This is a genomic window from Sphingomonas sp. 3-13AW, from assembly GCF_049311085.1.
Lineage (GTDB): Bacteria > Pseudomonadota > Alphaproteobacteria > Sphingomonadales > Sphingomonadaceae > Sphingomonas.
The window spans coordinates 40,154-61,776 of record NZ_JASNVZ010000016.1 but is presented as its reverse complement, the minus strand read 5'-3'; the positions used below and the strand labels follow the sequence as shown (position 1 = coordinate 61,776).

Here is a 21,623-nt window from a genome sequence, read left to right as displayed (position 1 = left end):
GCGAAAATACCTATGAGGACTTGGCCGGAGGGCTAGTCCGATGATCCTAGACTTGCGCCACGAAGACTTGCCGGAGGACATGGGGGTCCCGGTCGTCATCGTCGGGGGAGGTCCGGCGGGGATCACCCTGGCCCTGCAGCTCGAGAAGCAGGGCGTGTCCTCGCTGCTGCTGGAGGCCGGGTCGACCCGCGTCGAGGCGGCGGGGCAGGAGTTTTACCGGGCGGCCTCGATCAGCCCGGACGATCACGGGCCGGTGCACCGGTTCCGGCATCGGGTGTTCGGCGGGACCTCTGCCGTGTGGGGCGGGCGGTGCATCCCGTTCGATCCGATCGATTTCGAGGAGCGGACGTGGCTGCCCTATGCGCGCTGGCCGATCCGATATGACGAGATAGCCGGCTATTATCCCGAGGCGCTGGCGATGTGCCGGGCTGGGTCGCCGCACTTCACGGCGGATGCGGCGCTGCGCGGGGAAGGGGATGGCGCGGGCATGTTCGACATGGCCGACCCCGACCTGGTGGTGGACCGGATCGAGCGGTTCAGCGAGCCTACGCACTTCGGGCGCTGCTATCACGAGCAGCTGCGGCAGAGCCGGACCGCGATGGTGCTGTTGAACGCGCCGGTGTTGCGGATCACGGCATCGCATTCCGGGCGGGCCGTCAAAGGCGTGGTCGTGGCCCGCCCCGACGGCCGCGAGATCGAGATCGCCGCCCCCGTGGTGGTGGTGGCGACCGGCGCGCTGGAGACGGCGCGGCTGTTGCTGTCCTCTGCGGGCGAGAAGCGCTGCGGCCTGGGCAACGAGCGCGACCTGGTGGGGCGGTTCTACCAGTCGCACCTGGAGGGCCATGCCGGCGAGCTGGTGCTGCCCGCGAGAGGCACCGCCCGGATGGACTATTTCCGGGATGCAGAGGGCATTTATTGCCGCCGCTACCTGTGGCTTTCGCCCGAGGCGCAGCGCCGCGAGCGGCTGGCCGGACTGGTGCTGCGTCCCACCCATCCCAAGGTGGCGGACCCCGGGCACGGCAACCCGGTGCTGTCGGCGATGTTCCTGGTGAAGGGGATGCTGCTGCCCGAATATGCACGCAGCATGAACTCGACCGAGGATGCGGAGGCGCGGCGGATCGGCAGCGGCGCTGCGGTGCATCTGCGGCACATCGCCAACATCGTGCGGGGGTCGCCGCGCCTGACGACATTCGCCGCGGACTGGACGCGCCGCCGGGTGCTGGCCAGGCGGAAGCTGCCGTCGGTGTTCCTGCCGGATGCCCGCGGCCGCTACCCCGTGGACGTGAACGCCGAACAGGTGCCGCACCCCGACAGCCGGGTGCTGCTGGGCGAGTCGCGCGACGCGCTGGGGCAGCGGCGGCTGGTGATCGACTGGCGCGTGCGCGACGAAGACCGCGTGCGCGTGGCCCGCGGGCTGAGGCTGGCGGACGCGGCCCTCCGCCGGGCGGGCGTGGGCCGCATCCTGCTGCCGGATGCCGACCGGGCGGTGGCCCAGCTGACGCGGGTGGGCGGCCATCACGTCGGGACGGCCCGCATGTCCGACACCGCGGCGAGCGGAGTCGTGGACGGGCATGGCGAGGCGTTCGACACGGCCGGGCTGCACGTGCTGGGCGCCGCGAGTTTTCCGACCTCGGGCTTTGCCAACCCCACGCTCACCGTGGTCGCCCTGGCCGTTCGCATGGCCGATCGGCTGGCGGCGCGGGTCGCGAGACGCGCCGCCTAGGCATTTTGCACGACTCGTTGCCCGGGCCGTTTTCGCTAGGCTGGGGCGCATCGAACAGGGTGGTTTCGAAAGGCGGGGCGGCGATGAACGGTTTCACGAGACTGCGGAGTCCACGGGATGTTGCCGGCCTGTTCGCCAGGCGGCTTGGGCTGTTTCTGGTCGTATCGCTGGTGACGGCGGCGGCCATGGGGGCGTTCATCGTCACCCGGGTGCCGCGGTTCGAGTCCGCGACCCAGATCGAGATCGACGTGCACCGCCAGTCGCCGATGTCGCCGGTGGTGGCGCTGCCCGAGAAGGGCGACCAGGGCATCGTCGGCACCCAGATGAAGCGCATTGCATCGCGGACGATCGCCGCGCGGGTCGTAGACCAGCTCGGGCTCAGCCATGACCCTGAATGGTCGCCGGAGCCGGGCTGGCTGGCGAGGATGATCGCCCCGACCACGATCGTTTCCGAAGACCTCCGCCGCCGGCGCGCGATCGACGCGCTGATGGCGCGGATGACGGTGGAACGGGACGAGGTGGCGCCGGTGGTGACCGTCCGCGTCGCCTCTCGCGATCCCAAGCGGGCGGCCGACATCGTGAACGCAGTCGCGGACTCCTATCTGGAGGAAGCGTCGGAGGCCGGCCGTGCCTCGGCCGCCGGGGAGGCCGGGGTCCTGCGTCGGCAGCTCGACCGGCTGGCGTCGGAAGTGACCGCGGCCGATGCCGCCCTTGCGGACTATCGCGCGTCGCGTGGGCTCACGGCGCTGTCCGCCACCACCGGCGGGGCGGTCGAGCAGCAGGCGGCGGCGCTCGCCGGGCAGTTGGCGGCGGCCCAGTCCGAATCGGCAGCGCAGCAGGCGCGCGCGGCAGTCGCGGCCGGGATGATCGCATCCGGCCGTGGCGACGGCTTTTCGGAAGTGGTCCAGTCGCCGGTGATGACGCAGCTGCGCCAGCAACAGGCGACGGTGGCGAGCGAGCTGGCGGCGGCGCGGGTGCGCTATGGCCCGGACCATCCCCGCGTCCGCAGGGTCGCGGCCCAGGCCGACGACATCGCGCAGGCGATCGGCGTCGAACAGGCGCGCGTTGCCGGCAGCGTGCGGGGAACGGCGCAGGCGTCGAACCAGGCGGCCGGTGCGGTCGCGGCACAGCTGTCCGCGGTGCGGGGCCAGCAGGCAGCGCAGACGACCGCGCAGGTCGGTGCCGACCGCCTGGCCCGCATCGCCGATGCCAAGCGCGCGACCTATGTCCAGCTTGCCCAGTCGGCGGCGCGGTCCGCGCAGGAGGGGGCGCTCCCGTCGCTTCCCGGAATGGTGATCGCGCGCGGCGTGCCCGCGATGGAGCCGTCCTATCCGAAGACCGAATTGCTGGTGCTGCTGGCGCTGTTGGCGGCGCCTGCGACGGGCGTGCTGGCGGTGCTGGGAGTGGAAGCGTTCGATACCCGGGTACGCGGCTCGCGCGAGCTGGCAGCACTTTCGGGGGCGAGCCACGTCTCCTCCGTCTCGAAGGTGAGCGGCAAGGTGCTGCGGCAGATCGACCGGCGCGCCAAGCCCTGGGACTATGTGCTGGCGAAACCGATGTCCTCCTTTGCCGAGTCCGTGCGGGCTGTGCGGCGGCGGCTGGCCTTTTGCCGGGGCGGGCGCGGCGCGCTGGTGGTCTGCGTGACCTCTTCGGTATCGCACGAGGGGAAGTCGACGCTGTCGGCAAGCCTGGCGCGCACCATGGCGCTGGCGGGGGACCGGGTGCTGCTGATCGATTGCGACCTGCGCCGCAACGGCCTTGCGGAACTGCTGCCGGATGCGCCGGAGGCGGGGCTGGCCGAGGTTCTGGAAGGCGGCATGCGGCTGGACGAGGTGCTGGTGCGCGACGCTGCGCCGGGGCTCGACGTGCTGCCGCTCGCGGGACCGCGCTTCACGCCGCAGGACGTGTTCGGCGACGGCCGCATGGCGCAGCTGATGGCGCGGCTGCGCGAGCAATATGAATATGTGATCGTCGACACGCCGCCGGTGCTGGTCGTCGACGACGCGGTCACGCTGGCGCGGCTGTCGGACGCGGTGCTGCTGGCGATCCGCTGGGGATCGACCCGGCTGGAGACGATTTCCGCCGCGATGGAGCGCCTGCGCGAGGCCGGGGACCAGCCGATCGAGCTGGTCATGACCGCGGTCGAATCGCGGGCGACTTTCACCTCCTCCAGGGACACGACCTATTATCTGTCGGCGGCGTCCGGCTATCACGTGAACTGACGGGCATGCCGGACATGACCGCCCGCGCGTCGGGCCGCTTCTGGTTCCTGGTGCTCAAGGGCGTGAACCTCACGCTCCTGATCGCATACTCCTTTGGCATGGTGTTCGTGCTGGTGCGGTCGGTGCCGCACGGCTTCTACCCGTGGATGGTCATGCTGTCGTCGATCGGCGGCTATGTGCTCGCGGTCGACCTGGGGTTTTCCAACTATGTCTATGCGGTGGTGCGGCGGCGCTTCCTGACGGACACACTGGCGGGCGGGGAGGCGCTGGTGGCAGAGGCGACCAGCCTCTACCTGCTGGTCGCGGCGGCAGCCTGTGCGATCGCGGCGCCGGTGGTGTTCACGGTGGCGCCCGAAGAGCTGAGGCTGGCGATGTTCGGCTATTTCGCCACCATCGTCCTGCCGCTGCCGTGGATGCTGATCCGTCGCGCGGCGGCCGCGGTCGACCTGCATTTCCAGATCGAGGCGCTGGAGTGCACGCGCCGCGCGCTATTCTGTGGATTTGGCGCGACCATGCTGCTGGGCGTGCCGCTCATCGGCTTCGTCGCGCTGTCGCTGGTCGGGTGGGTCGTGGCGATGAGCGCTGCCTGGCTGCTGTTGTGGCGCCACGGCTTCCACATTCGCCCGCGCCGGCCGGGGCGGGTGCTCGCCTTTCTGGCGGAGAACCGCAGCGGGGTGCTGCAATCCGGGCGCTTCACGGCGCTCGAGTTCGGGATCTACAACTTCCCCTTCCTGGTCATCCCGCTGCTGTTCAACGGCCCGGCGAACCTGGTCGCGTTCGACCTGTTCAACAAGGTCGCGCGGTTCGGGGGCGCCGCCTATTCGGTGCCGGGCGAGGCGTTCACGCCGCAGCAGACGCGCGCCCATTACGAAGGCGATGTCGACCGGGTCGAGCGCTACCAGCGGCTGACGTGGCTGGTGGGCGCGGTGCCGATGGTGATCGGCAGCATCCTGCTGATCACGCTGGGCGGACCGGTGTTCGACGAGCTGCTGGCCGGCGCCCATGCGATCCCGCTGGAGCTGCGCTGCGCCATGGCGGCCATGCTGGCGGCGTTGCTGCTGCAGAGCTCGGCGGGCGGGTTCCTGCTGTCGGTCGGCCAGTATGACGCGGTGTCGCGGGTCGCGATGGTGACGGCCGGGCTGATGGTCGGCGTGGTCGCCATCACGGCCCTGGCGGGGCTGAGCTTTGCGGACTTCATGGTGCTCTATGTGCTCGCCTATGGCGTGCACGCCGTGTTGTTCGAACGCGCGTTCCGACGCCTTTCCGGCCGGACCCGCGCGAGCGTGGAGGCACTGGCATGACCGATCTCGCGCGCGTGCCGACGCTGCCCTTTGCGCCCAGCCCGGCGCCCGGCGCCCGCGGCTTGCCGTTTCGACCGTTGCGGGCACGGCAGAGCTACCCGGGGCTGGCGCTGGCGACGCTGACCGTCGCCATGTGGCTGGGGGTGCTGGCGCAGAAGATCGGACTGCCCGGCAATGTGGAAATCACGCTGCCGATCCTGCTCGCCGCGATCGCGTTCCTGGTGGTGACGGGGCGTGCCCGAATGAGCCTCCCCCGGCTGATGATGTTCGCGCTGCTGGGGCTGGCCATTACCGTCGGGCAGGCGGTTGCAATCGAATATCGCGACATCTCGGTGCCGGCGCTCGCGATGGCGGTCGCGATCTATGGCATGTTCCTGTTCGTCGTGCCGTTGCAGAAGGCGGAGCGGATGCTCCTGCTGGCGCGGTTCCAGACGCTGGCGCTGTTCATCGCGGCGATGGTGGGGATCCAGTGGGCATGCCAGCTCGCGGGGCTGCCGATGCCGACGCTGGAGATGCTGCTCCCCCAGGAGATGCTGTTCAACTCGTACAACTCGGTGCAGCCGCTCGCGTGGAAAGCGGCCTATATGAAGCCCAACGGCATCTTCATGCTGGAGGCGTCGCACACGTCCCAGCTGCTCGCGATGGCGGTGGTGATCGAGGTCTGCACCTTTCGCCGCTGGGGCAGGGTGGCGGCATTGCTGGTGGCGCAGCTTTCGACCTTTGGCGGCACCGGCTTCATCCTGCTGCTCGCCTCGGGCTTGCTGCTGCCGTTCCACCTGCGCGGGCGCAATCTCGCCATCCTGGCGGGCATCACCCTGCTGGTGGCGGTGGGAGCGAGCTTCACGCCGGTGTGGACCAATTTCGCCAAGCGCAGCGCGGAGATCGGCGGGGAGGACACGTCGAGCGGCCGTGGCCGGTTCGTCGAGCCCTATCTCTTCATGGCCGACCGGCTTTCGGACCGGCGCACGCTGATTTCCGGGCTGGGACCGGGCAACGGCAAGCTCGACCGCGACCGTACCGGGCAGCTGGTGATGAACCCGCTCGTCAAGGCGACCGTCGAATATGGGCTGGTCGCCGGCATCCTGTGGATGCTGTTCATCCATGCATGCGTGCTGCGGACGAGCATGCCCTTCGTCGTCGCGTTCGTCGTCATGTTCCAATATGACTTTCTGAACGGGTCGCTGCTGGTGCCGATCCACCTGCTTTATTGCTGGGTGCTCGCCGGCGCGCACGCCCGCGGCGGCGTCGCGGATGACGTGCCCGTGCAGCCGCTCCCGCCTCCGAAATCGCCAGGGGAGAACCGGCCATGATCTCCATCATCGTGCCCACCCGCAACCGCGCCTATACGCTGCGCAAGGTCCTTCCATCCTATTGCACGCAGGAACTGGTGAGCGAGATCGTGCTGGTGGACGATGCGGGCGAGGATGACACCGCCAGCGTCGCCGAGGCGATCGTCCGCGACCATCCGCGCGTCACGCTCCGCATCGTGCGCCACGACCGGCGGATGGGGGCGGCGCGATCCCGCCAGGACGGGGCGGCGGCGGCGTCCAACCCCTATGTGCTGTTCTGCGACGACGATGAGTATCTGGAACCCGGATATGCCGCGGAATGCTACACGCTGCTGATCACGCGCGGCGCCGGCGCGGTGTCGGGCCGGCGAGTCTATATGCGATCGGGCGAGACCCGCGAGCAGGCGCTCGCCCGGTTCGGGGACGGCATGCGGCGGACCGCGCCGTTCAACTATGCGCTGTGCGAAACCGTCAACGGCGCCGTGTTTACCGGCGCGATCAGCCTGCCGATCACCAATTCCAACATCCTGACCCGCAAGGAGCATGTGCTGAAGTTCGGGTTCGACCCGCATTACAGCGCGGGCAACGGCTATCGCGAGGAAAGTGATTTCCAGATGCGCCTGTTCCTGGCGGGGCTGCCGGTGCTGGCGAGCAACGACGCGCACAGCCTCCACCTGCCGATGGCGGAGGTGCGGACCGGCGGCCAGCGGATCCGGCGAATGCGCAAGTTCCTGTGGTCCGTGCGCTACAACAGCTATTTCCTGGATCGCCACTATCGCGCCTATGCCGACCGGGTCGGCCTGCGCCAGCCATTGTGGGCCGCACGGTGGAAGGCGGCGGCCTATCTCGCCTGGCGCAATTTCCTGCGGCCGCCGCTGTACGCGATCGCCATGTCGGCGAAATACGGCCTGCGGGAATGATCCGCGGGTTCGGCAGCCGGCCGCTGCGCATCCTGCTGTCGATCCACCATCCCCTTGACCGCGACAGCGGCGCCGCCGGCGTGGTGATGCGGATCGGCGAGGAATATCGACGGCTGGGCCATGTGGTCCGTATCCTTTCGCATGACGATGTGCCCGGCTGGCTGGGGCGCCGGGCGGGGGCGGCCGGGCTGCCGTGGATATTCGCGCGGGAAATCGCGCGCTGGCGGCCCGATGTGGTCGATGCGAGCAGCGGGGACGGCTGGCTCGCCTTTCCTCGGCGCCGACCCGGCGGACCGCTGTGCGTGACCCATAGCCACGGCCTGGAGCATCTTTCCTCTCAGAGCGAGATCGCGGAGGAAGCCGGCGCGCCCGCGCTGTCGAAGCGCGTCTGGCGCCACGGACTTCGGCTGCGCATGGTGGCCCGATCGTTCGCCTCGGCAGACCTGGCGCTGGTCCTGAACGATGCGGAGGCGCGGTATCTCGAAGGCCGGATCGGGCTGCCGGCGGACCGGGTTCGCCGCATGCACCTGGGCACCGAACACGCGGGCGTGGAGCTGCCGATGACGGCCCGCCCGGCGGGTGCCGTCGTCCAGATCGGCGCCTACACAAGGCGCAAGGGCGTGCACGTCACGGCTGAGGCGATGGCGGCAGTCCTCAGCGACAGGCCGGACGCCACGCTCGCCTTCATCGGCACCGGCGTGCCGCGTGAGCGGGTGCTGGCGGACTATCCCGGCGCGCTCCACTCCCGGATCGAAGTCGTGCCGCGCTATGCCAATGCCGCGCTGCCCGGCCTGCTCGCGTCCCGTTCGGTCTGCCTCATGCCGTCGCTGTTCGAAGGCTATGGCATCGCCAAGATCGAGGCAATGGCCTGCGGGCTCGCGGTGGTGACCAGCGACGATGCCGGGTCTCGCGCCGATGTTGCTGACGGGGTGAACGGACTGGTCGTGCCGCGCGGGGATGCGACGGCACTGGCTAGCGCCGTCCGCATGCTGATCGATGCGCCGGATCGCGCGCGGGCGCTTGGCATGGCGGGGAGGGCGCTGGCTGCGGGGCGGTCGTGGAGTGCGGTCGCTGCCGAACGAATCGGCTGGTACGCAAACGCTGTCGAACGCCTGCCTGTGCCCGACGCTGCCGGATGGGGAAGGGGCGGCATGCCCGCTGCGACTCAATAGCCGCCGACGCGCGGGGACGTTCCGCCGCGCCTGCTTCATGCCTAAGCTGTTGATTTGATTGGTCGGGGCGACAGGATTCGAACCTGCGACCCCCACACCCCCAGTGTGATGCGCTACCAGGCTGCGCTACGCCCCGACCGAGCGCCGCCCTCTAGGCGGGTCGTGCGCCGCTTGCAAGCGCTAAGGACGCCCGGTTGCCAGCGCCCCGCGCTCATGTTAGCGCCCGCCGCTTGAACGGCCCGGCTTTCGTGGCCCTTTTTCATCAGGTTTCTAAGCACCCATGCTCGTTCCAAAAGCCTTTGCCCAGTCCGCCGGTGCGGCCGCCCAGGGTGGTGCCTTCGCGTCTTTCGTCTCGATCGCGCCGCTGATCCTGATCTTCGTCGTCTTTTACTTCCTCATGATTCGCCCGCAGCAGAAGCGCATGAAGACGCTGCAGACGGCGATTGCGAATGTGAAGAAGGGCGACCAGATCGTCACTGCCGGCGGTTTGCTCGGCCGCGTGACCCGCGTCGAGGATACGGTGGTCGAAGTCGAAATCGCGCCCAACACGCGCGTGCGCGTCGTCAAGGCGACGATCGCTGAGGTGACGGCGCCGACCGGCGCCAAGCCCGCGAACGACTGATGCTCGATTTCCCGCGCTGGAAGGTCCGGGCCATCTGGCTCGGGATCATCGTCATGGTGCTGCTCGCGGTGCCGAGCCTGTTGCCGGAGCGCGTTCGCGCCCAGCTTCCGGCCTGGTTGCCGCTGCCGACGATCAACCTGGGTCTCGACCTGGCAGGCGGCAGCTACATCCTGCTGGAAGCCAAGACCTCCGACGTCGCGACGATGCGGCTGGAGCAGATGCGGGAACTCGTTTCGACCGAGATGCGGCGCGCCCCGCGCGTCCAGATCGGCGACATCTCCACGCGTGGCGGACGCCTGACCTTCATGGTCCGCGACGTCAGCCAGGTGGACGCGGCACGTGAGAAGCTGCTGTCGATCACCGGCGGTGGCGCGGGCCTGACCGGGCAGCGTGAGTGGGACATCCAGGTCGTCGATCAGACGCGCTTCGTGCTGACCCAGACCCAGGCGGGCCTGAACCAGGCGATCGACCGCGCGATGGACGACGCGACCGACGTGGTCCGCCGCCGTATCGACGAGCTCGGCACGCGTGAGCCGACGATCATCCGCCAGGGTTCGAACCGCATCGTGGTGCAGGTTCCGGGCCTGAGCGATCCCAAGGCGCTGAAGGACCTGCTGGGCAAGACCGCCCGGCTTGAGTTCAAGCTGGTCGACACCACCGCCGACCCGGCAGCCGTCGCGCGCGGCGACGCGCCGGTGGGCAGCCAGATCCTGCGCTATCAGGGGACGGGCCAGCCGATTGCGGTCAAGCGCAACACAATTATCTCGGGCGACCAGCTTGCCGACGCCCGCCAGGCGTTCGACCAGAACGGCGCGCCCAACGTCGACATCACCTTCGACAGCGTCGGCGGCCGCCGCTTTGCGACCGTCACGCGCGAGAACGTGAACAAGCCGTTCGCGATCATCGTCGACAACGAGGTGATCTCGGCCCCGAACATCAACGAACCGATCCTGGGCGGTCGCGCGTCGATCTCCGGCGGGTTCACCGTCGATGGCGCTAACCAGCTCGCGATCGCACTGCGTTCGGGCAAGCTGCCGGTCGACCTCGCGGTCGTGCAGGAAAGCACGGTCAGCCCGGAACTTGGCAAGGACTCGATCCGCGCCGGTATCCTCGCGTCCGTCATCGCGGCCGTCGCCGTGATCGCATTCATGATCCTGACCTATGGCCGGTTCGGCATCTATGCGACCACCGCGGTGATCATCAACGTGCTGGTCATCCTGGCCGTCATGGGCATCCTGAACGCGACGCTGACTCTGCCGGGTATCGCCGGCTTCGTGCTGACGATCGGTACCGCCGTCGACGCCAACGTTCTGATCAACGAGCGCATCCGCGAGGAGCGGCGGCGTGGCCGCAGCGTGATCCAGTCGCTGGAGCTCGGCTACAAGGAAGCCAGCCGCACCATCTTTGAAGCGAACGTGACGCACGCGATCGCGGGCGTGATCATGCTGCTGCTCGGCTCCGGCCCCATCCGCGGCTTCGCGGTGGTGCTGCTGCTCGGCATCGCAACTTCGGTGTTCACCGCCGTCACCTTCACGCGCATGCTCGTGTCGGGCTGGGTTCGCAGGAACCGGCCGACCGAGATTCATATCTAGGACGCCGACCCATGCGCCTTTTGAAAATCGTCCCCGACAACACGAACATCCAGTTCGTCCGCGCGCGCCACGTCGCCTTTGCGATCACCGCGCTGCTGACGATCGCGGCCATCGGCCTGGTGTTTGCCCGCGGCCTCAACTTCGGCGTCGACTTCGTCGGCGGCGTGGCGATCGAGGAAAAGTTCGTCACCGTGCCGCCGCTCGACCAGATCCGCAGCACGGTGGATGAGCTGGGGGTCGGCGAAGCAGCGCTCCAGCAGCTCGGCAGTGACTCGCAGACGGTCTCGATCCGGCTGCCGCTGCCCGACGACGCGCCCGAGGGCGCTGCCGACGCGGTGGTGGAAAAGGTGAAGTCGGCGCTGGCGGCGAAATTCCCCGGCGCGACCTTTTCAAACTACACCACGGTTTCGGGCAAGGTTTCGGATGAGCTGATCCGCAACGGCGTGCTCGCCGTGCTGCTGGCGGTGTTCGGCATCGCTGTGTTCAGCTGGTTTCGCTACGAATGGCAGTTCGGTGTCTCGACCGCCGTCGCGATCCTGCACGACGTGCTGATGACGCTGGGCTTCTTTGCGCTCACCCGAATGGCGTTCGACCTCAACATCGTCGCCGCGGTGCTGACGATCATCGGCTATTCGATCAACGACAAGATGGTGATCGACGACCGTATCCGCGAGAACATGCGCAAGTTCCGCAAGATGGACATGCCGCAGCTGATCGACCTTTCGGTCAACGAGACGCTGCCGCGTACGGTGATGACCTCGCTGACCATCCTGCTGGCGCTCGGCTCGCTGCTGATCTTCGGTGGCCATGTGCTGCGTGGCTTCACCTCGGCGATGATCCTGGGCGTGATCGTGGGCACCTACTCGTCGGTGTACGTGTCGTCGTCGCTGTTGATCACGCTGAAGCTGAAGCCCGGCACCAAGATGGGCCCGTCCGAGGCCACTGCCGCCGAGCGCATGACGCCCTGATGCGGATCGACAAGGCCAACGGGAGCGAAGGGCCGCTGATCTCCGGGATCGTCGGCCGTGGCTTTCGCGTGGACGACGGTGTCTACGAAGGCCTGGCGATTACCCCTGAGCGTGCCGACGGCTGGTCGCCGCCCCCGCTGGCGGAACTGAGCCTCGAGGCGCTGGCACCGGTGCTGGCGCTGGATCCTCCGCCGGAGTTCATCATCCTGGGCACCGGCACCCGGATGATGCGCCCCTCGCAGACGCTGGTAGCGGCGCTGGAAGCCCGCGGTATCGGCGTCGAGGCGATGGACAGCCGCGCGGCGGCACGTGCCTGGGGCGTGCTGCGCGCCGAATTGCGCTGGGTCGCGGGCGCGCTTTACCCGCTCGACTGAGCCGGCGCGGCCCGCGCCGCGTCCACCAGACCCTGAAGATGCGCGACCAGCGCGTTGCGGTTCGCCTCCCAGCTGAAGCGGGCGGCGGCCTGGCGGACGTCGTCTGCGGCGGGCGGGTCCGTCAGCAGGACGGCGATCGCCTCTCCAAAGGCGGTGGCTGTGCGGGGTACGATCCGCCCGGCGGCGGGAGTGGTAATCACCTCTCGCGCGCCACCGGCATCGGGGATGACGATCGGAGTGCCGCTGGCGAGTGCCTCCACCCAGGCATTGGCGAGCCCTTCCGAACTCGACGCCAGCGCCATCACGTCTGCCGCGGCGAGCAGGGTCGCCATCTGGTGATGCGGCACCGCGCCGAGCAGGCGGATGCGATCGCTCGCGCCGCTGCCGGCGATCTGCGCCTCCAGCCGCGGGCGGTCGGGGCCCTCGCCGACGATCCATAGCGAGACGCCGGGGAGGCGAGCGACGGCGTCGGCGACGATCGCGTGCCCCTTGCGCGGGATCAGGGCGCCGAGGGAGATCACCAAGGGGCCGGATATGCCGAGCTGTGCCTTTGCGGCCGGGCGCGCGATCGTGCCGAAGCGGGCGCGGTCGATGCCGGTGGCGTGGACCGTGGGGCGAGGGATGCCCAGCGCCACCATGTCATCGGCCATCGCCTGGGACACGGCCAGCAATCCGTTGGCGCCGGTGCCGGCGGCGCGGACTTGCGGCGCGGTCGCAGGGGCGGTGCCCCAATGGTGGATATCGGCGCCGCGCGCCTTGATCGACACCGGCACGCCGAAGTGGCGGCCAAGCGCGACCGCTGCCGGGCCGTCCGGAAAGAAGAACTCCGCGTCGATGACGTCGAAGGGGAAGTCGCGGCGCAGGGCGGTGAGCAGCGGCGCCAGCGCGCGTGCGAGCAGCGGGGCATGCCAGCGCCCGCCGGTCAGCGGCAGGTTGGCGAAGCGCGGGCGCCGGACGTCGAGCCCTTTCCACCGCTCCTGATCCGGCAAGCCGGCGAGGGGGCGGTAGCGCTGCGCCTGGGAAAGCGGGAAGGGCGGGAGGCCGACGGGGGCGACGACCCGAAGGTCGACATCGGGATGGCTGGCGAGGCCGAGCGTTTGGCGTTCGACGAAGACGCCGAAGTTGGGGCGGCTCGCGTCCGGGAACAGGGTGGAGAGGGTCAGCACGCGCAGCATCGCCTGTGGCTAGCGTGCGGTGCCCGCTCCGTCACTAGGGCGCGGTCTGGAACCGGGGAGGGTCCGGCGGCCGGACGGCGCTTCAGCTATCGGTTTGCGTCGGGCTCGCTTCGGTTTGCCGGCTACGCGCTTCGCGCATCGCATCGGTTTCGGTCAGGTCGGCCACGTGTATCGTCAGGTCTCCCATGCGCCGGACGATGCGACTTCCCGTCGGTACGCCGAGCGTCCCGCGCACGGTGAAGCGATCGATGCGGTACACGCCCGGATGGCCCGGCTCGACGGCAAGCGGGACGTACCGCCGTTCCCCCACATGCTTGAGGATGAGGGGGCCCCATTGACCCAGCCCGGAGGTGCGCAGCACCTCGACCTCTGATGTACGCCCGTCGGCCCGCACCCAATAGCCCACATCCGCGAAGCGGATCTGCGAATCGTTCCACGGGTCGAGCCGTATTCCGAATTCCCCCGCATGCGTGTTGATATCCTGAACCGGTGGCGCAAAAAGCAGCTGCGGTTGCTGGTCCGGAGACTGGCGCAGCCGAGCAGCAAGCGCGTCCACCGCCCCATCGTCCCCCTTGCGAATGGCGATCCGGGTTCGCAGGATCTCGCGCAGCTCGACCATCACCCGGTTGTCCGGGCCGGCCATCGCGACGGCTTCGTCGGCGATCCGATCGGCCTCGTCATACCGCTCGCGAAGCAGGGCCAGCCAGGCGCGGCGGAATGCGGCGCCGGCGGCGATACTGGAATGGCCGCTTTCGGTCGCGCGCTGCTGGATGGACCGGTAGGCGGAGTCCGCGGCGCCCGGGGCACCAACCCCGATCAGCGCGTCGGCGAGGCTGAGTTCCTCACGCAAGGTGGCGATGTTGGTCTTGCCCAGATGGCGGCGCAACACGGCCACATTCTCGCGTGCCGCGAGCTTCCACAACATGGTGTTGCCCTCATGCTCTGCGACCGTCGCCAGCGTGGCATAAAGGCTGGAGATCGGCCCCGGCATTTCCGCGGCATGGTCTCGATTGCGGTCAATGGCCTTTCGCAGGGTGCGGCGTGCATCGGCGTAACGGCCGTCCGCGAACTGCTCCACCGAAGCCTGAAGCGACGCGTCGACCTCCTCGGCGGGAGGACAGTTGCGGGCCAGGCAGCTCGCCAAGGCCTGTTCGGCGCGGCGGCCAATAACAAGGACGTCTTGTCCCGCAGGAGCGGGCGGCGGTGCGGCAACTTGTGCCAGCAGGAGCAGTACTGGACTAAGCATTTCAAGAGGTTCTGCCTGCTCCTCTTGCTTGTCAATCGTGGCCGCGTGCCGGGTTCACCGCCGTTACGGGCGGCGATCCCGGTCGCGTCACGACAGTAGCGCGTCTAGACTTCGAGGCTGTGCTCCAGCGTGATTTCGGCCTTGAGCAGCTTGGACACCGGGCAGCCGGCTTTGGCCTCCTGCGCGATCTGTTCGAACTGGTCCTGCGCGATGCCGGGGACGCGCGCCTTAAGCGTCAGGTCCGAGCGGGTGATCGAGAACCCGTCGCCGTCCTTGTCGAGCGTGATCTTTGCGCTGGTGTCCAGCGTGCCGTCGCTGAACCCGGCCTTGGCCAGGGCGAAGCTGAGCGCCATCGTAAAGCAACTGGCATGGGCGGCGGCGATCAGTTCTTCCGGGTTGGTGCCGGGTTCGTCCCCGAACCGCGTCCCGAAGCCATAGGGCTGATCGGAAAGAACCCCGGACTGAGTCGAGACGACGCCCTTGCCGTCCTTACCAAAGCCTTCGTACCGTGCCGAACCGCTGCGGACCATGTCGTGCTCCTGTCGATGTTGGGATGTTCAAACGAGAACGGGCGGCGGAACCTGTCGTTCCGCCGCCCGTCCGTAGTGCAATGTCAGCCGAGGCTTAGCGGCACTTGCTGCCGCTGCGCTCGATCTCGCGACCGGCGACTGCGCCTGCAGCACCACCCAGCAGCGTGCCGACCGTGCGGTCGCCGCGCGTGTCGATCGTGCGGCCGACCAGGGCACCGGCGACGCCGCCGACCACCAGGCCGGTGGTGCCGTTGGGCTTGCGGCAATAACGGCGACCGTCACGGCCCTTCCACTCGCGATACTTGTGGCGCTTGTGCGACTGAGCCGAGGCCTGGTCGGTCGGAACAACGACGGCGACCGGAACGGCCAGCGACAGCGCAGCAAGCGCGAGAACCATATTACGCATCAGATCTTCCCTTTTGTCGAATCGCAGTCCCATAAACGCAGCTTCGACGTGGCAGTTTCATGAACGAAACGATGCCTGATGTTCAGGTTCGCGCGAAGGATTGGCGGCATGACACCCAAGATTGACGTGCAAGCTTCGGAACTGATTGAAAAACTTCGGCTCGAGCGACACCCGGAAGGGGGTTGGTATCGCGAAACCTGGCGCGCTGCGTCTGCCGAGGGGGTGCGGGGTGCGGCAACGACGATCCTGTTCCTGCTGGACAGGGGGGAGCGGTCGCACTGGCATCGCGTCGACGCGGACGAGCTGTGGCTGTGGCACGCGGGGGCGCCGCTCGCGCTGATGCGCGCCGAGCATGACCGGGCGGATGTCGAGCGCCTCGTGCTGGGCGGGCAGGTGCTGGATGGCGAGCACCCGCAGGTGCGGATTCCGGCAGGCTGGTGGCAGGCGGCCGAGGCGGACACCGGTTGGACGTTGGTGAGCTGCGTAGTGGCGCCGGCGTTCCAGTTCGAAGGGTTCGAACTCGCCGCGCCGGGCTGGGCACCGACCCTGACCTAGGCCGGGGAACCCAGCGGGTAGCGCGCCACCGCCTCATAGCGTGCGCCTTCGCGGCCCAGCGTGCTCTCGTAGAGCAGCATGTGGGTGAGGGTGAACGACGCGCTGGTGAGGCCGGCGTGGCGGGCGAGGAAGCCATCGGCGGGGCCGGTGCCGGCATTCGTACGGGCCAAGGTGATATGGGGGTGAAAGGCGCGCCCCTCGTGCGGCAGACCTGCCCGGGCAAGCGCCTGATCGACCTTGCGGTGGAGGGTGGCGAGCGCATCGTGCGGGTGAACGCCGGCCCAGAGCGTGGTGGTGCGACCGCGGCGATCGAAGCAGCCGACGCCGTTCAGGCGCAGCGTGATCGGCGCGGCGTGAACGTTCCCCAATGCGGTGGCGATATCCTCCGCAACGGGTCGCTCGACATTGCCGATGAAGCGGATGGTGAGGTGGAGCTGCTCGTCATCCTGCCACCGCGCATGGTCGACGCCGTCCATCACCCCAAGCAGCTGCTGGCGTATGTCCGGGGGCGGACGCAGGGCGACGAACAGGCGGTGCATTACAAAATGTTGCTAGGCCGGGACACGCCAAAGTGCCAGTCCGGTAGCCTTGAATTCGCACCCCGCAAGGGCATATGGAAGGCTGACTGGCACCATGCCAGTGAAAAGGAGTTTTTTCGAGATGGCTAACTGGTCGGATCCCCGAACGACCGCCGCGCCGTTCGCGACGGCCGCATCGCGCGCGGAAGCGTATGATGCGGGGCTGCGGTCCTACATGCTCTCGGTGTACAACTACATGGCGTCGGGCGTCCTGCTGACGGGTATCGTCGCGCTGATGTTCTCGTGGGGCGGTGCCAGCTCGCCGGCCGCTGCGGTGTTCATGGCACCGGGCCCGCTCAAGTACCTCATCATGTTCTCGCCGCTGGCGTTCGTGATGGTGCTGAGCTTCGGCATCCAGCGCCTGTCCTATGGCGCAACCCAGGCGCTGTTCTGGGCCTTTGCGACCGTGATGGGTCTGTCGATGTCGACGATCTTCCTGGTGTACACCGGGCCGTCGATCGCGATCACCTTCTTCGCGACCGCGGTGGCGTTCCTGTCGCTGAGCCTGTGGGGCTACACCACCAAGAAGGACCTGTCGGGCTTCGGCACCTTCCTGATCATGGGTGTGGTCGGCCTGATCGTGGCGTCGCTGCTGAACCTGTGGTTCCAGTCGCCGGCGCTTAACCTGGGCATCAGCGCGATCGGCGTGCTGCTGTTCGCGGGCCTCACCGCCTATGACACGCAGCGCATCAAGAGCATGTACGCGCATGTCGCGGGCACGGACATGATGGGCAAGGTCGTGATCATGGGCGCCCTGTCGCTCTACCTCGACTTCGTGAACATGTTCCAGTTCCTGCTCTCGTTCCTGGGCAGCCGCGACTAAGCGACGCACAGCACGGCAAGTCGGAGGGGCTCGGCGAGGGATCGCCGGGCCCCTTTTTTGTTGGCGCGTCGTGAATGTCGTGCCGAGGGCGGAACGAGCTTTCCTGCCGCTCGTTTTCCGGGGCGAGTGAGGAGAGAGTGATGAGCGAAGACAAGGACTCGATCGACCCGGCTGCAATGGACAGCATTTCTGTCGCTCCGAACGATCCGGGCGAAACCCGCCGCGATGCCGGTCAGGATGAGTCGATCAGCGAGCGGCTCGAGCGCAACCCCGAGAGCAAGGATGCGCGCCTGGATCGCGCCCTGGACGAATCCATGGATGCTTCCGATCCGCCGGCGTCGACCCAGCCGGTGCACAACAACGGGCCGGCGCCCTCTTCCGGCTTTGACGCCGAGGCTGAGCGAAAGCTGGCTGAAGGCAAGAACTGAACGAACTTCTGACGAAATCGGCGCCCGGCGTGTGGAGCTTCCCTCCGCGCGTCGGGCGCGTTAGCATTCGGCATGATATTCGCGCTGCGTGCCCGATCGCTTCAAGCGATGTTCGGCCTTTTGGTGGCAGCACTGCTGTCGATTGGACTTGTCGCGCCGGCCAGCGCCGGGGTGACGATTAGTTTCTGGTCGCACGAGTCCGGCCAGAATTTCCCCCACGCCTTCTTTGTCTTGGAAGGAACCCCGGATGCCGGGGGCGCGCGCGTGCAGGTGAGCTATGGCTTCACCGCCAAGGCTATCACCCCCGCGATCCTGCTGGGCAGCGTTGCCGGCAAGATCGAGGAATCGACCCCGGGCTATATCCACAGCAGCGACGCCCATTTCGCGGTGATGCTGACGGACGCGCAATATGCCGCCGTGACCGAGCTGGTTCAGCAATGGGGCGAGGCGGGCAACTCCCGGTACAATCTCAACCGCCGCAACTGCGTGCATTTCGTAGCGGAAGCGGCGCGGCGCGCGGGCTTGACGGTGGTCGAGGATCGCAAGCTGATGAAGAAGCCGCGCTCGTTCGTCCATTCGCTGGAGCCGCTCAACGAGGGGCGGGTGCGGCTGCTGGAGATGCCGGGCAAGGCCTTCTACGAACTGGCGGACCGGACTACCGCGCCGAGGAGTGCCCCGGCCGCCGTCCCGGGCGCCCCGGCGATGAACGAGGCGGTTGCCGCCGACTGACGCCTAGCGGCGTAGCGCGGCAACCCGCGTGAGGCCGGGGCGATCGAACATCCAGAGAAGCGCCGCGTAGAGCGAGGCGCCGCCCGCCGCCAGCATCGCTAGGCGGGGAACAAGTGGCATCCCGCTTGCGAGCGCGAGCATGCGGGCCGCGAGCACCGCCAGCGCCATCGCGCCCGCAAGCAGGAGGGGCCGCGCTACCGCCTGGAACTGGCGCCCGACGGGCAGGTCGGCGATGCGCGCGAGGACACCCGCCCCCGCCGGGATGGTCACCAGCATGCGCGCGCTGAATGCCGCCACGGCCGCCACGAAGCCGAGATCGCGCGTGAGCAGGACCGCGGCCATCGCAAAGCCGAAATTGATGGCAGCGTTGAAGACCAATGGTCCCTGCACGTCGAGGGTGCGCATGACGCCCGGGCTCAGCACACGAGTGAGCCGCAGCCCCCAGAAAACGGCGAGCAACTGCACCGCCGGCACTGCCGCCGCCCAGCGTGCGCCAAAAACGAACGGGATCGCGTCGCCCGCAACCGCGGCCAGGCCGAAGAACAAGGGCAGCACGGCAAGGGTGATCGCGTGGCTGCCGACCTCGAAGATCCGGGCAAGATCCCGACCGGCGCGGTGCGCGGTCGCAAAGAAGCTCAGCGACACGCGTCCCACCGAGGCGGTGATCATGGCGCCGAGCTCGTCGACCAGCCGCATCGCGAAGTTGAGCAGGCCGAGGTCGTGCAAGCCGTGGAATTTGCCGAACAGCAGCACGAACCCGCGAATGGCGAGCGTCGTCAGCGCCGTTTCGGCCATGATCAGCCAGCCCATGCGGAGCAACGGGAGGATCGCGGGATCGAGCCTGCGCCAGCGTGGCCGGCGCGGCTGGGTGCGCCACAGCAGGAACACGCTCGCGATGCTTCCGGCGAGGCTGCCGGCGACCAGGCTCCAGGGGCCGAGGCCGCCGATGGCGGCGAGCAGCGTTGCGGCGATGCTCACGGCCTTGAACCAGAGCATGCGCACGGCAAGGCTGCGGGTTCGCATCTTGCGGGTGAGGAGGGCGGTGGGGAATTGGACGAGCGCCTGAAGCAGGCAGTCGAGCCCTTGCACGGCCACCAGCCACCACAGCAACGGCGCACCATAGAAGCGCGCAACCGGTGCGGCGAGCAACCCGCAGGCGAGGGTGCCGGCGACCCCGAGCCCCAGCAGCACCCAGAAACACTGGTCGCTCAGCCGCGGGACCAGATGCGGCGTCCGCAGCATCGCCTGGGGCACGCCGGCGAACACGAACATCTGGACGATCGCCACGACCGCAAAGGCGACGGAGGCGAGGCCGAAGTCGGACGGCGTGAGCAGCCGGGCGACGACGAGCGTCGACATCAGGGTGGCGACGGCAGAGAACAGGCTCTCGGCCGCGGCCCAGGGCGCGGCACGGCGCAGCCGCGCGAGCAGGCCGTCGCGCGATCCGCTGCCGCCCGCAAGGCGTACGGTGGTCAGGAGGGTACTCCGGCATGGGTGAGGCGGCAGCCGAGCACGCGATCGATCGCGGTGCGGTCGAACGACTCGTCCAGGAACGCGAACAGGGGCGCGAGACGATCGGGCCCTTGCGTGAAATCCTCGTACCGCAGGAGGTAGCAGTGCTGCGGGTCGGCCGCGGCGACGGCTTCCAGCGCGGCGTTCCAGCCGGCGATCTTTGCCAGCGCCGCGTCGCGCGGGTGGTCGCGCCACCATGCGGACCGCACCACCGCCTCTGGGTCGCGGACGTTGAGGACGAAGCGGGCGGGGGCGAGGTAGCGCTTCAGGAAGTCGAGCGATGTCGCGAGATCCTGGCGCTCGTCGAGCCAGCGGATTTCCTTGAAGCCGGCGATGCGGGTTCCGCGCGGCGGGCGCATCACCTCGTCCACGATCAACGCTGCCAGGCGGCGGCCGATGCTGTCCGGGTCGATCTCAAAGGCGCCGAACCAGGGATGTTCGGGCGGGGCAGGGCCAAGACCATAGCGTGCTGCGACATCGGCCAGGCGCGCGTGGGCCTGGGCCAGCGCGAAGACGGCGCCAAGGTTCTCGCCGGCGATGTGGCATCCGTCCATCGTGCCGAGGATCGCCTGCACCAGCGTCGAGCCGGAGCGGCCATAGCCGACGACGAAGATGAACTTCTCGACCTCATGGCGGCGTGCGCGGCGGGCGAGGAGACGGCGTCCCACCCGCTGCACCGACCGGGCCCGCTGGGCGAGGGTGACGGGATCAGCCACGCGCGAACGTCGCCGCGCTCAGCCGCCGCGCTTTCTCCAGCCCGCGGGACAGGAACGAGCGGGCATGCTCCACAGGCGAAAGCGGCTCCAACGCGCGCCGGGCATCCTCGATGGTCGAGCCGTACTGGACCTCCATCACGGGGAAGGGGAATACGGCCCGGATCGGCAGGCCGTGCGCCCAGAACCGGTCCATCTCGTCATCGATCGGCCGCTCGACGCGCCGGATCGATCCGCGAAAGCGCGCAGCGCCGCGGCGGGTCAGCAGATAGGCCTGGGTGCCATAGGCCTTGCCGGCGAAACGGGCGACGTGGCGCTGGAGGAATGGGCCCTCCTTGCGGATGCCGGCGGGGACCTTGGCATAGAGGCGCAGATAATCGATGCCGGCCATTGCGAGCGCGGCTCCCTCAAGCTGGCGGAAGAACACCGGGTCGAGGAGCAGGTCGTCCTCGAGCGCGAGGAGCAGGTCCTCGTCATGGTTCGCCAGGAAGTCGCCCCACAGCGCCCAGTGGCTGGCGAAGCATCCGAGCTCTCCGGGCGTCAGCACCCGGCCGCGCGCGATCCGGGCGCGGCCGGGGTGGTAGGGGAGGCCGGCGGGCGGGTTGCGCCACGCGTCGAAGAAGCCCCAGGTGAGCCCGCTCGCCTCAAGTTGTTCGGCCATGCGCGCGCGCCGATCGACCGACTCGGTGAGGCTGATCACGCGCACGAGGACGCGCGGGACGGGGGCGCAGACCCATCCGCCACC

Annotated in this window: 22 protein-coding genes and 1 tRNA gene; 14 read left to right on the top strand and 9 right to left on the bottom strand. The window is 68.7% G+C overall.

What is annotated here, in order from left to right; all coding sequences use genetic code 11:
- Positions 1-40 precede the first annotated feature (40 nt).
- The 6 genes from QP045_RS15495 (at position 41) to QP045_RS15470 (ending at position 8,627) form a co-directional block, all read left to right on the top strand.
- Positions 41-1,723: an FAD-dependent oxidoreductase gene (locus tag QP045_RS15495; RefSeq protein WP_422515897.1), complete on the top strand. Its 1,683-nt coding sequence runs from the start codon at positions 41-43 to the stop codon at positions 1,721-1,723.
- An 83-nt stretch (positions 1,724-1,806) separates the two neighbouring features.
- The gene (locus tag QP045_RS15490) at positions 1,807-3,945 is read left to right on the top strand and encodes a GumC family protein (protein WP_422515896.1); all 2,139 of its coding nucleotides are present in this window, start codon (positions 1,807-1,809) and stop codon (positions 3,943-3,945) included.
- Between the two features lie 5 nt (positions 3,946-3,950).
- On the top strand, positions 3,951-5,246 hold the full coding sequence (locus tag QP045_RS15485; protein WP_422515895.1) for a hypothetical protein: 1,296 nt from the start codon (positions 3,951-3,953) through the stop codon (positions 5,244-5,246).
- On the top strand, positions 5,243-6,556 hold the full coding sequence (locus QP045_RS15480) for a hypothetical protein (protein ID WP_422515894.1): 1,314 nt from the start codon (positions 5,243-5,245) through the stop codon (positions 6,554-6,556). Before QP045_RS15485 ends, QP045_RS15480 begins: the two co-directional genes overlap by 4 nt.
- Positions 6,553-7,455, top strand: coding sequence for a glycosyltransferase family 2 protein (locus QP045_RS15475; protein ID WP_422515893.1), 903 nt, complete (start codon positions 6,553-6,555; stop codon positions 7,453-7,455). The genes QP045_RS15480 and QP045_RS15475 overlap by 4 nt, the downstream gene beginning before the upstream one ends.
- The gene (locus QP045_RS15470) at positions 7,452-8,627 is read left to right on the top strand and encodes a glycosyltransferase family 4 protein (protein WP_422515892.1); all 1,176 of its coding nucleotides are present in this window, start codon (positions 7,452-7,454) and stop codon (positions 8,625-8,627) included. Before QP045_RS15475 ends, QP045_RS15470 begins: the two co-directional genes overlap by 4 nt.
- Positions 8,628-8,686: 59 nt before the next feature.
- Here the strand turns inward: QP045_RS15470 and QP045_RS15465 are convergent.
- Positions 8,687-8,763: transfer RNA gene (locus tag QP045_RS15465), tRNA-Pro, on the bottom strand.
- Between the two features lie 144 nt (positions 8,764-8,907).
- Between QP045_RS15465 and yajC the strand changes: the two genes are divergently transcribed.
- The 4 genes from yajC to QP045_RS15445 are packed head-to-tail and all read left to right on the top strand — an operon-like array spanning position 8,908 to position 12,183.
- On the top strand, positions 8,908-9,249 hold the full coding sequence (gene yajC, locus QP045_RS15460) for a preprotein translocase subunit YajC (protein WP_422515891.1): 342 nt from the start codon (positions 8,908-8,910) through the stop codon (positions 9,247-9,249).
- Positions 9,249-10,841 carry a protein translocase subunit SecD gene (secD, locus tag QP045_RS15455; protein WP_422515890.1) on the top strand — a complete coding sequence of 531 codons (1,593 nt, stop codon included), beginning with the start codon at positions 9,249-9,251 and terminating at the stop codon, positions 10,839-10,841. The genes yajC and secD overlap by 1 nt, the downstream gene beginning before the upstream one ends.
- Before the next feature lie 11 nt (positions 10,842-10,852).
- On the top strand, positions 10,853-11,809 hold the full coding sequence (gene secF, locus QP045_RS15450) for a protein translocase subunit SecF (RefSeq protein WP_422515889.1): 957 nt from the start codon (positions 10,853-10,855) through the stop codon (positions 11,807-11,809).
- Positions 11,809-12,183, top strand: a complete 375-nt coding sequence (locus tag QP045_RS15445) for an Mth938-like domain-containing protein (protein ID WP_422515888.1) — start codon at positions 11,809-11,811, stop codon at positions 12,181-12,183. Before secF ends, QP045_RS15445 begins: the two co-directional genes overlap by 1 nt.
- Here the strand turns inward: QP045_RS15445 and QP045_RS15440 are convergent.
- From QP045_RS15440 to QP045_RS15425, 4 genes are all read right to left on the bottom strand, one after another.
- Positions 12,168-13,358 carry a glycosyltransferase gene (locus tag QP045_RS15440; protein ID WP_422515887.1) on the bottom strand — a complete coding sequence of 397 codons (1,191 nt, stop codon included), beginning with the start codon at positions 13,356-13,358 and terminating at the stop codon, positions 12,168-12,170. The genes QP045_RS15445 and QP045_RS15440 overlap by 16 nt on opposite strands.
- Before the next feature lie 82 nt (positions 13,359-13,440).
- Complete coding sequence (locus tag QP045_RS15435) at positions 13,441-14,604, bottom strand: hypothetical protein (RefSeq protein ID WP_422515886.1); 1,164 nt, start codon at positions 14,602-14,604, stop codon at positions 13,441-13,443.
- Positions 14,605-14,708: 104 nt separating this feature from the next.
- Positions 14,709-15,134 (bottom strand): OsmC family protein, encoded by a 426-nt coding sequence (locus tag QP045_RS15430; RefSeq protein ID WP_422515885.1) that lies wholly within the window; start codon positions 15,132-15,134, stop codon positions 14,709-14,711.
- A gap of 94 nt (positions 15,135-15,228) precedes the next feature.
- The gene (locus QP045_RS15425) at positions 15,229-15,540 is read right to left on the bottom strand and encodes a glycine zipper 2TM domain-containing protein (RefSeq protein ID WP_422515884.1); all 312 of its coding nucleotides are present in this window, start codon (positions 15,538-15,540) and stop codon (positions 15,229-15,231) included.
- Between the two features lie 108 nt (positions 15,541-15,648).
- Between QP045_RS15425 and QP045_RS15420 the strand changes: the two genes are divergently transcribed.
- Complete coding sequence (locus QP045_RS15420; RefSeq protein WP_422515883.1) at positions 15,649-16,095, top strand: cupin domain-containing protein; 447 nt, start codon at positions 15,649-15,651, stop codon at positions 16,093-16,095.
- Here the strand turns inward: QP045_RS15420 and thpR are convergent.
- Positions 16,092-16,634, bottom strand: a complete 543-nt coding sequence (gene thpR, locus QP045_RS15415; RefSeq protein WP_422515882.1) for an RNA 2',3'-cyclic phosphodiesterase — start codon at positions 16,632-16,634, stop codon at positions 16,092-16,094. The genes QP045_RS15420 and thpR overlap by 4 nt on opposite strands.
- A gap of 121 nt (positions 16,635-16,755) precedes the next feature.
- On the opposite strand from thpR, the gene QP045_RS15410 reads away from it, so the two are divergent.
- The 3 genes from QP045_RS15410 (at position 16,756) to QP045_RS15400 (ending at position 18,653) form a co-directional block, all read left to right on the top strand.
- On the top strand, positions 16,756-17,496 hold the full coding sequence (locus QP045_RS15410; RefSeq protein WP_422515881.1) for a Bax inhibitor-1/YccA family protein: 741 nt from the start codon (positions 16,756-16,758) through the stop codon (positions 17,494-17,496).
- A 140-nt stretch (positions 17,497-17,636) separates the two neighbouring features.
- A complete protein-coding gene (locus QP045_RS15405) occupies positions 17,637-17,924 on the top strand; it encodes a hypothetical protein (RefSeq protein WP_422515880.1) in 288 nt (95 codons plus the stop codon).
- 108 nt (positions 17,925-18,032) lie between these two features.
- Positions 18,033-18,653, top strand: coding sequence for a hypothetical protein (locus tag QP045_RS15400; RefSeq protein ID WP_422515879.1), 621 nt, complete (start codon positions 18,033-18,035; stop codon positions 18,651-18,653).
- A gap of 3 nt (positions 18,654-18,656) precedes the next feature.
- Here QP045_RS15400 and QP045_RS15395 read toward each other — a convergent pair whose 3' ends face one another.
- From QP045_RS15395 to QP045_RS15385, 3 genes are all read right to left on the bottom strand, one after another.
- The gene (locus QP045_RS15395; RefSeq protein ID WP_422515878.1) at positions 18,657-20,012 is read right to left on the bottom strand and encodes an oligosaccharide flippase family protein; all 1,356 of its coding nucleotides are present in this window, start codon (positions 20,010-20,012) and stop codon (positions 18,657-18,659) included.
- A gap of 113 nt (positions 20,013-20,125) precedes the next feature.
- Positions 20,126-20,881 carry a sulfotransferase gene (locus tag QP045_RS15390; protein ID WP_422515877.1) on the bottom strand — a complete coding sequence of 252 codons (756 nt, stop codon included), beginning with the start codon at positions 20,879-20,881 and terminating at the stop codon, positions 20,126-20,128.
- Entirely contained in the window at positions 20,874-21,584 is a 711-nt protein-coding gene (locus QP045_RS15385) for a glycosyltransferase family 25 protein (RefSeq protein WP_422515876.1), read from the bottom strand. Before QP045_RS15385 ends, QP045_RS15390 begins: the two co-directional genes overlap by 8 nt.
- Positions 21,585-21,623 lie beyond the last annotated feature (39 nt).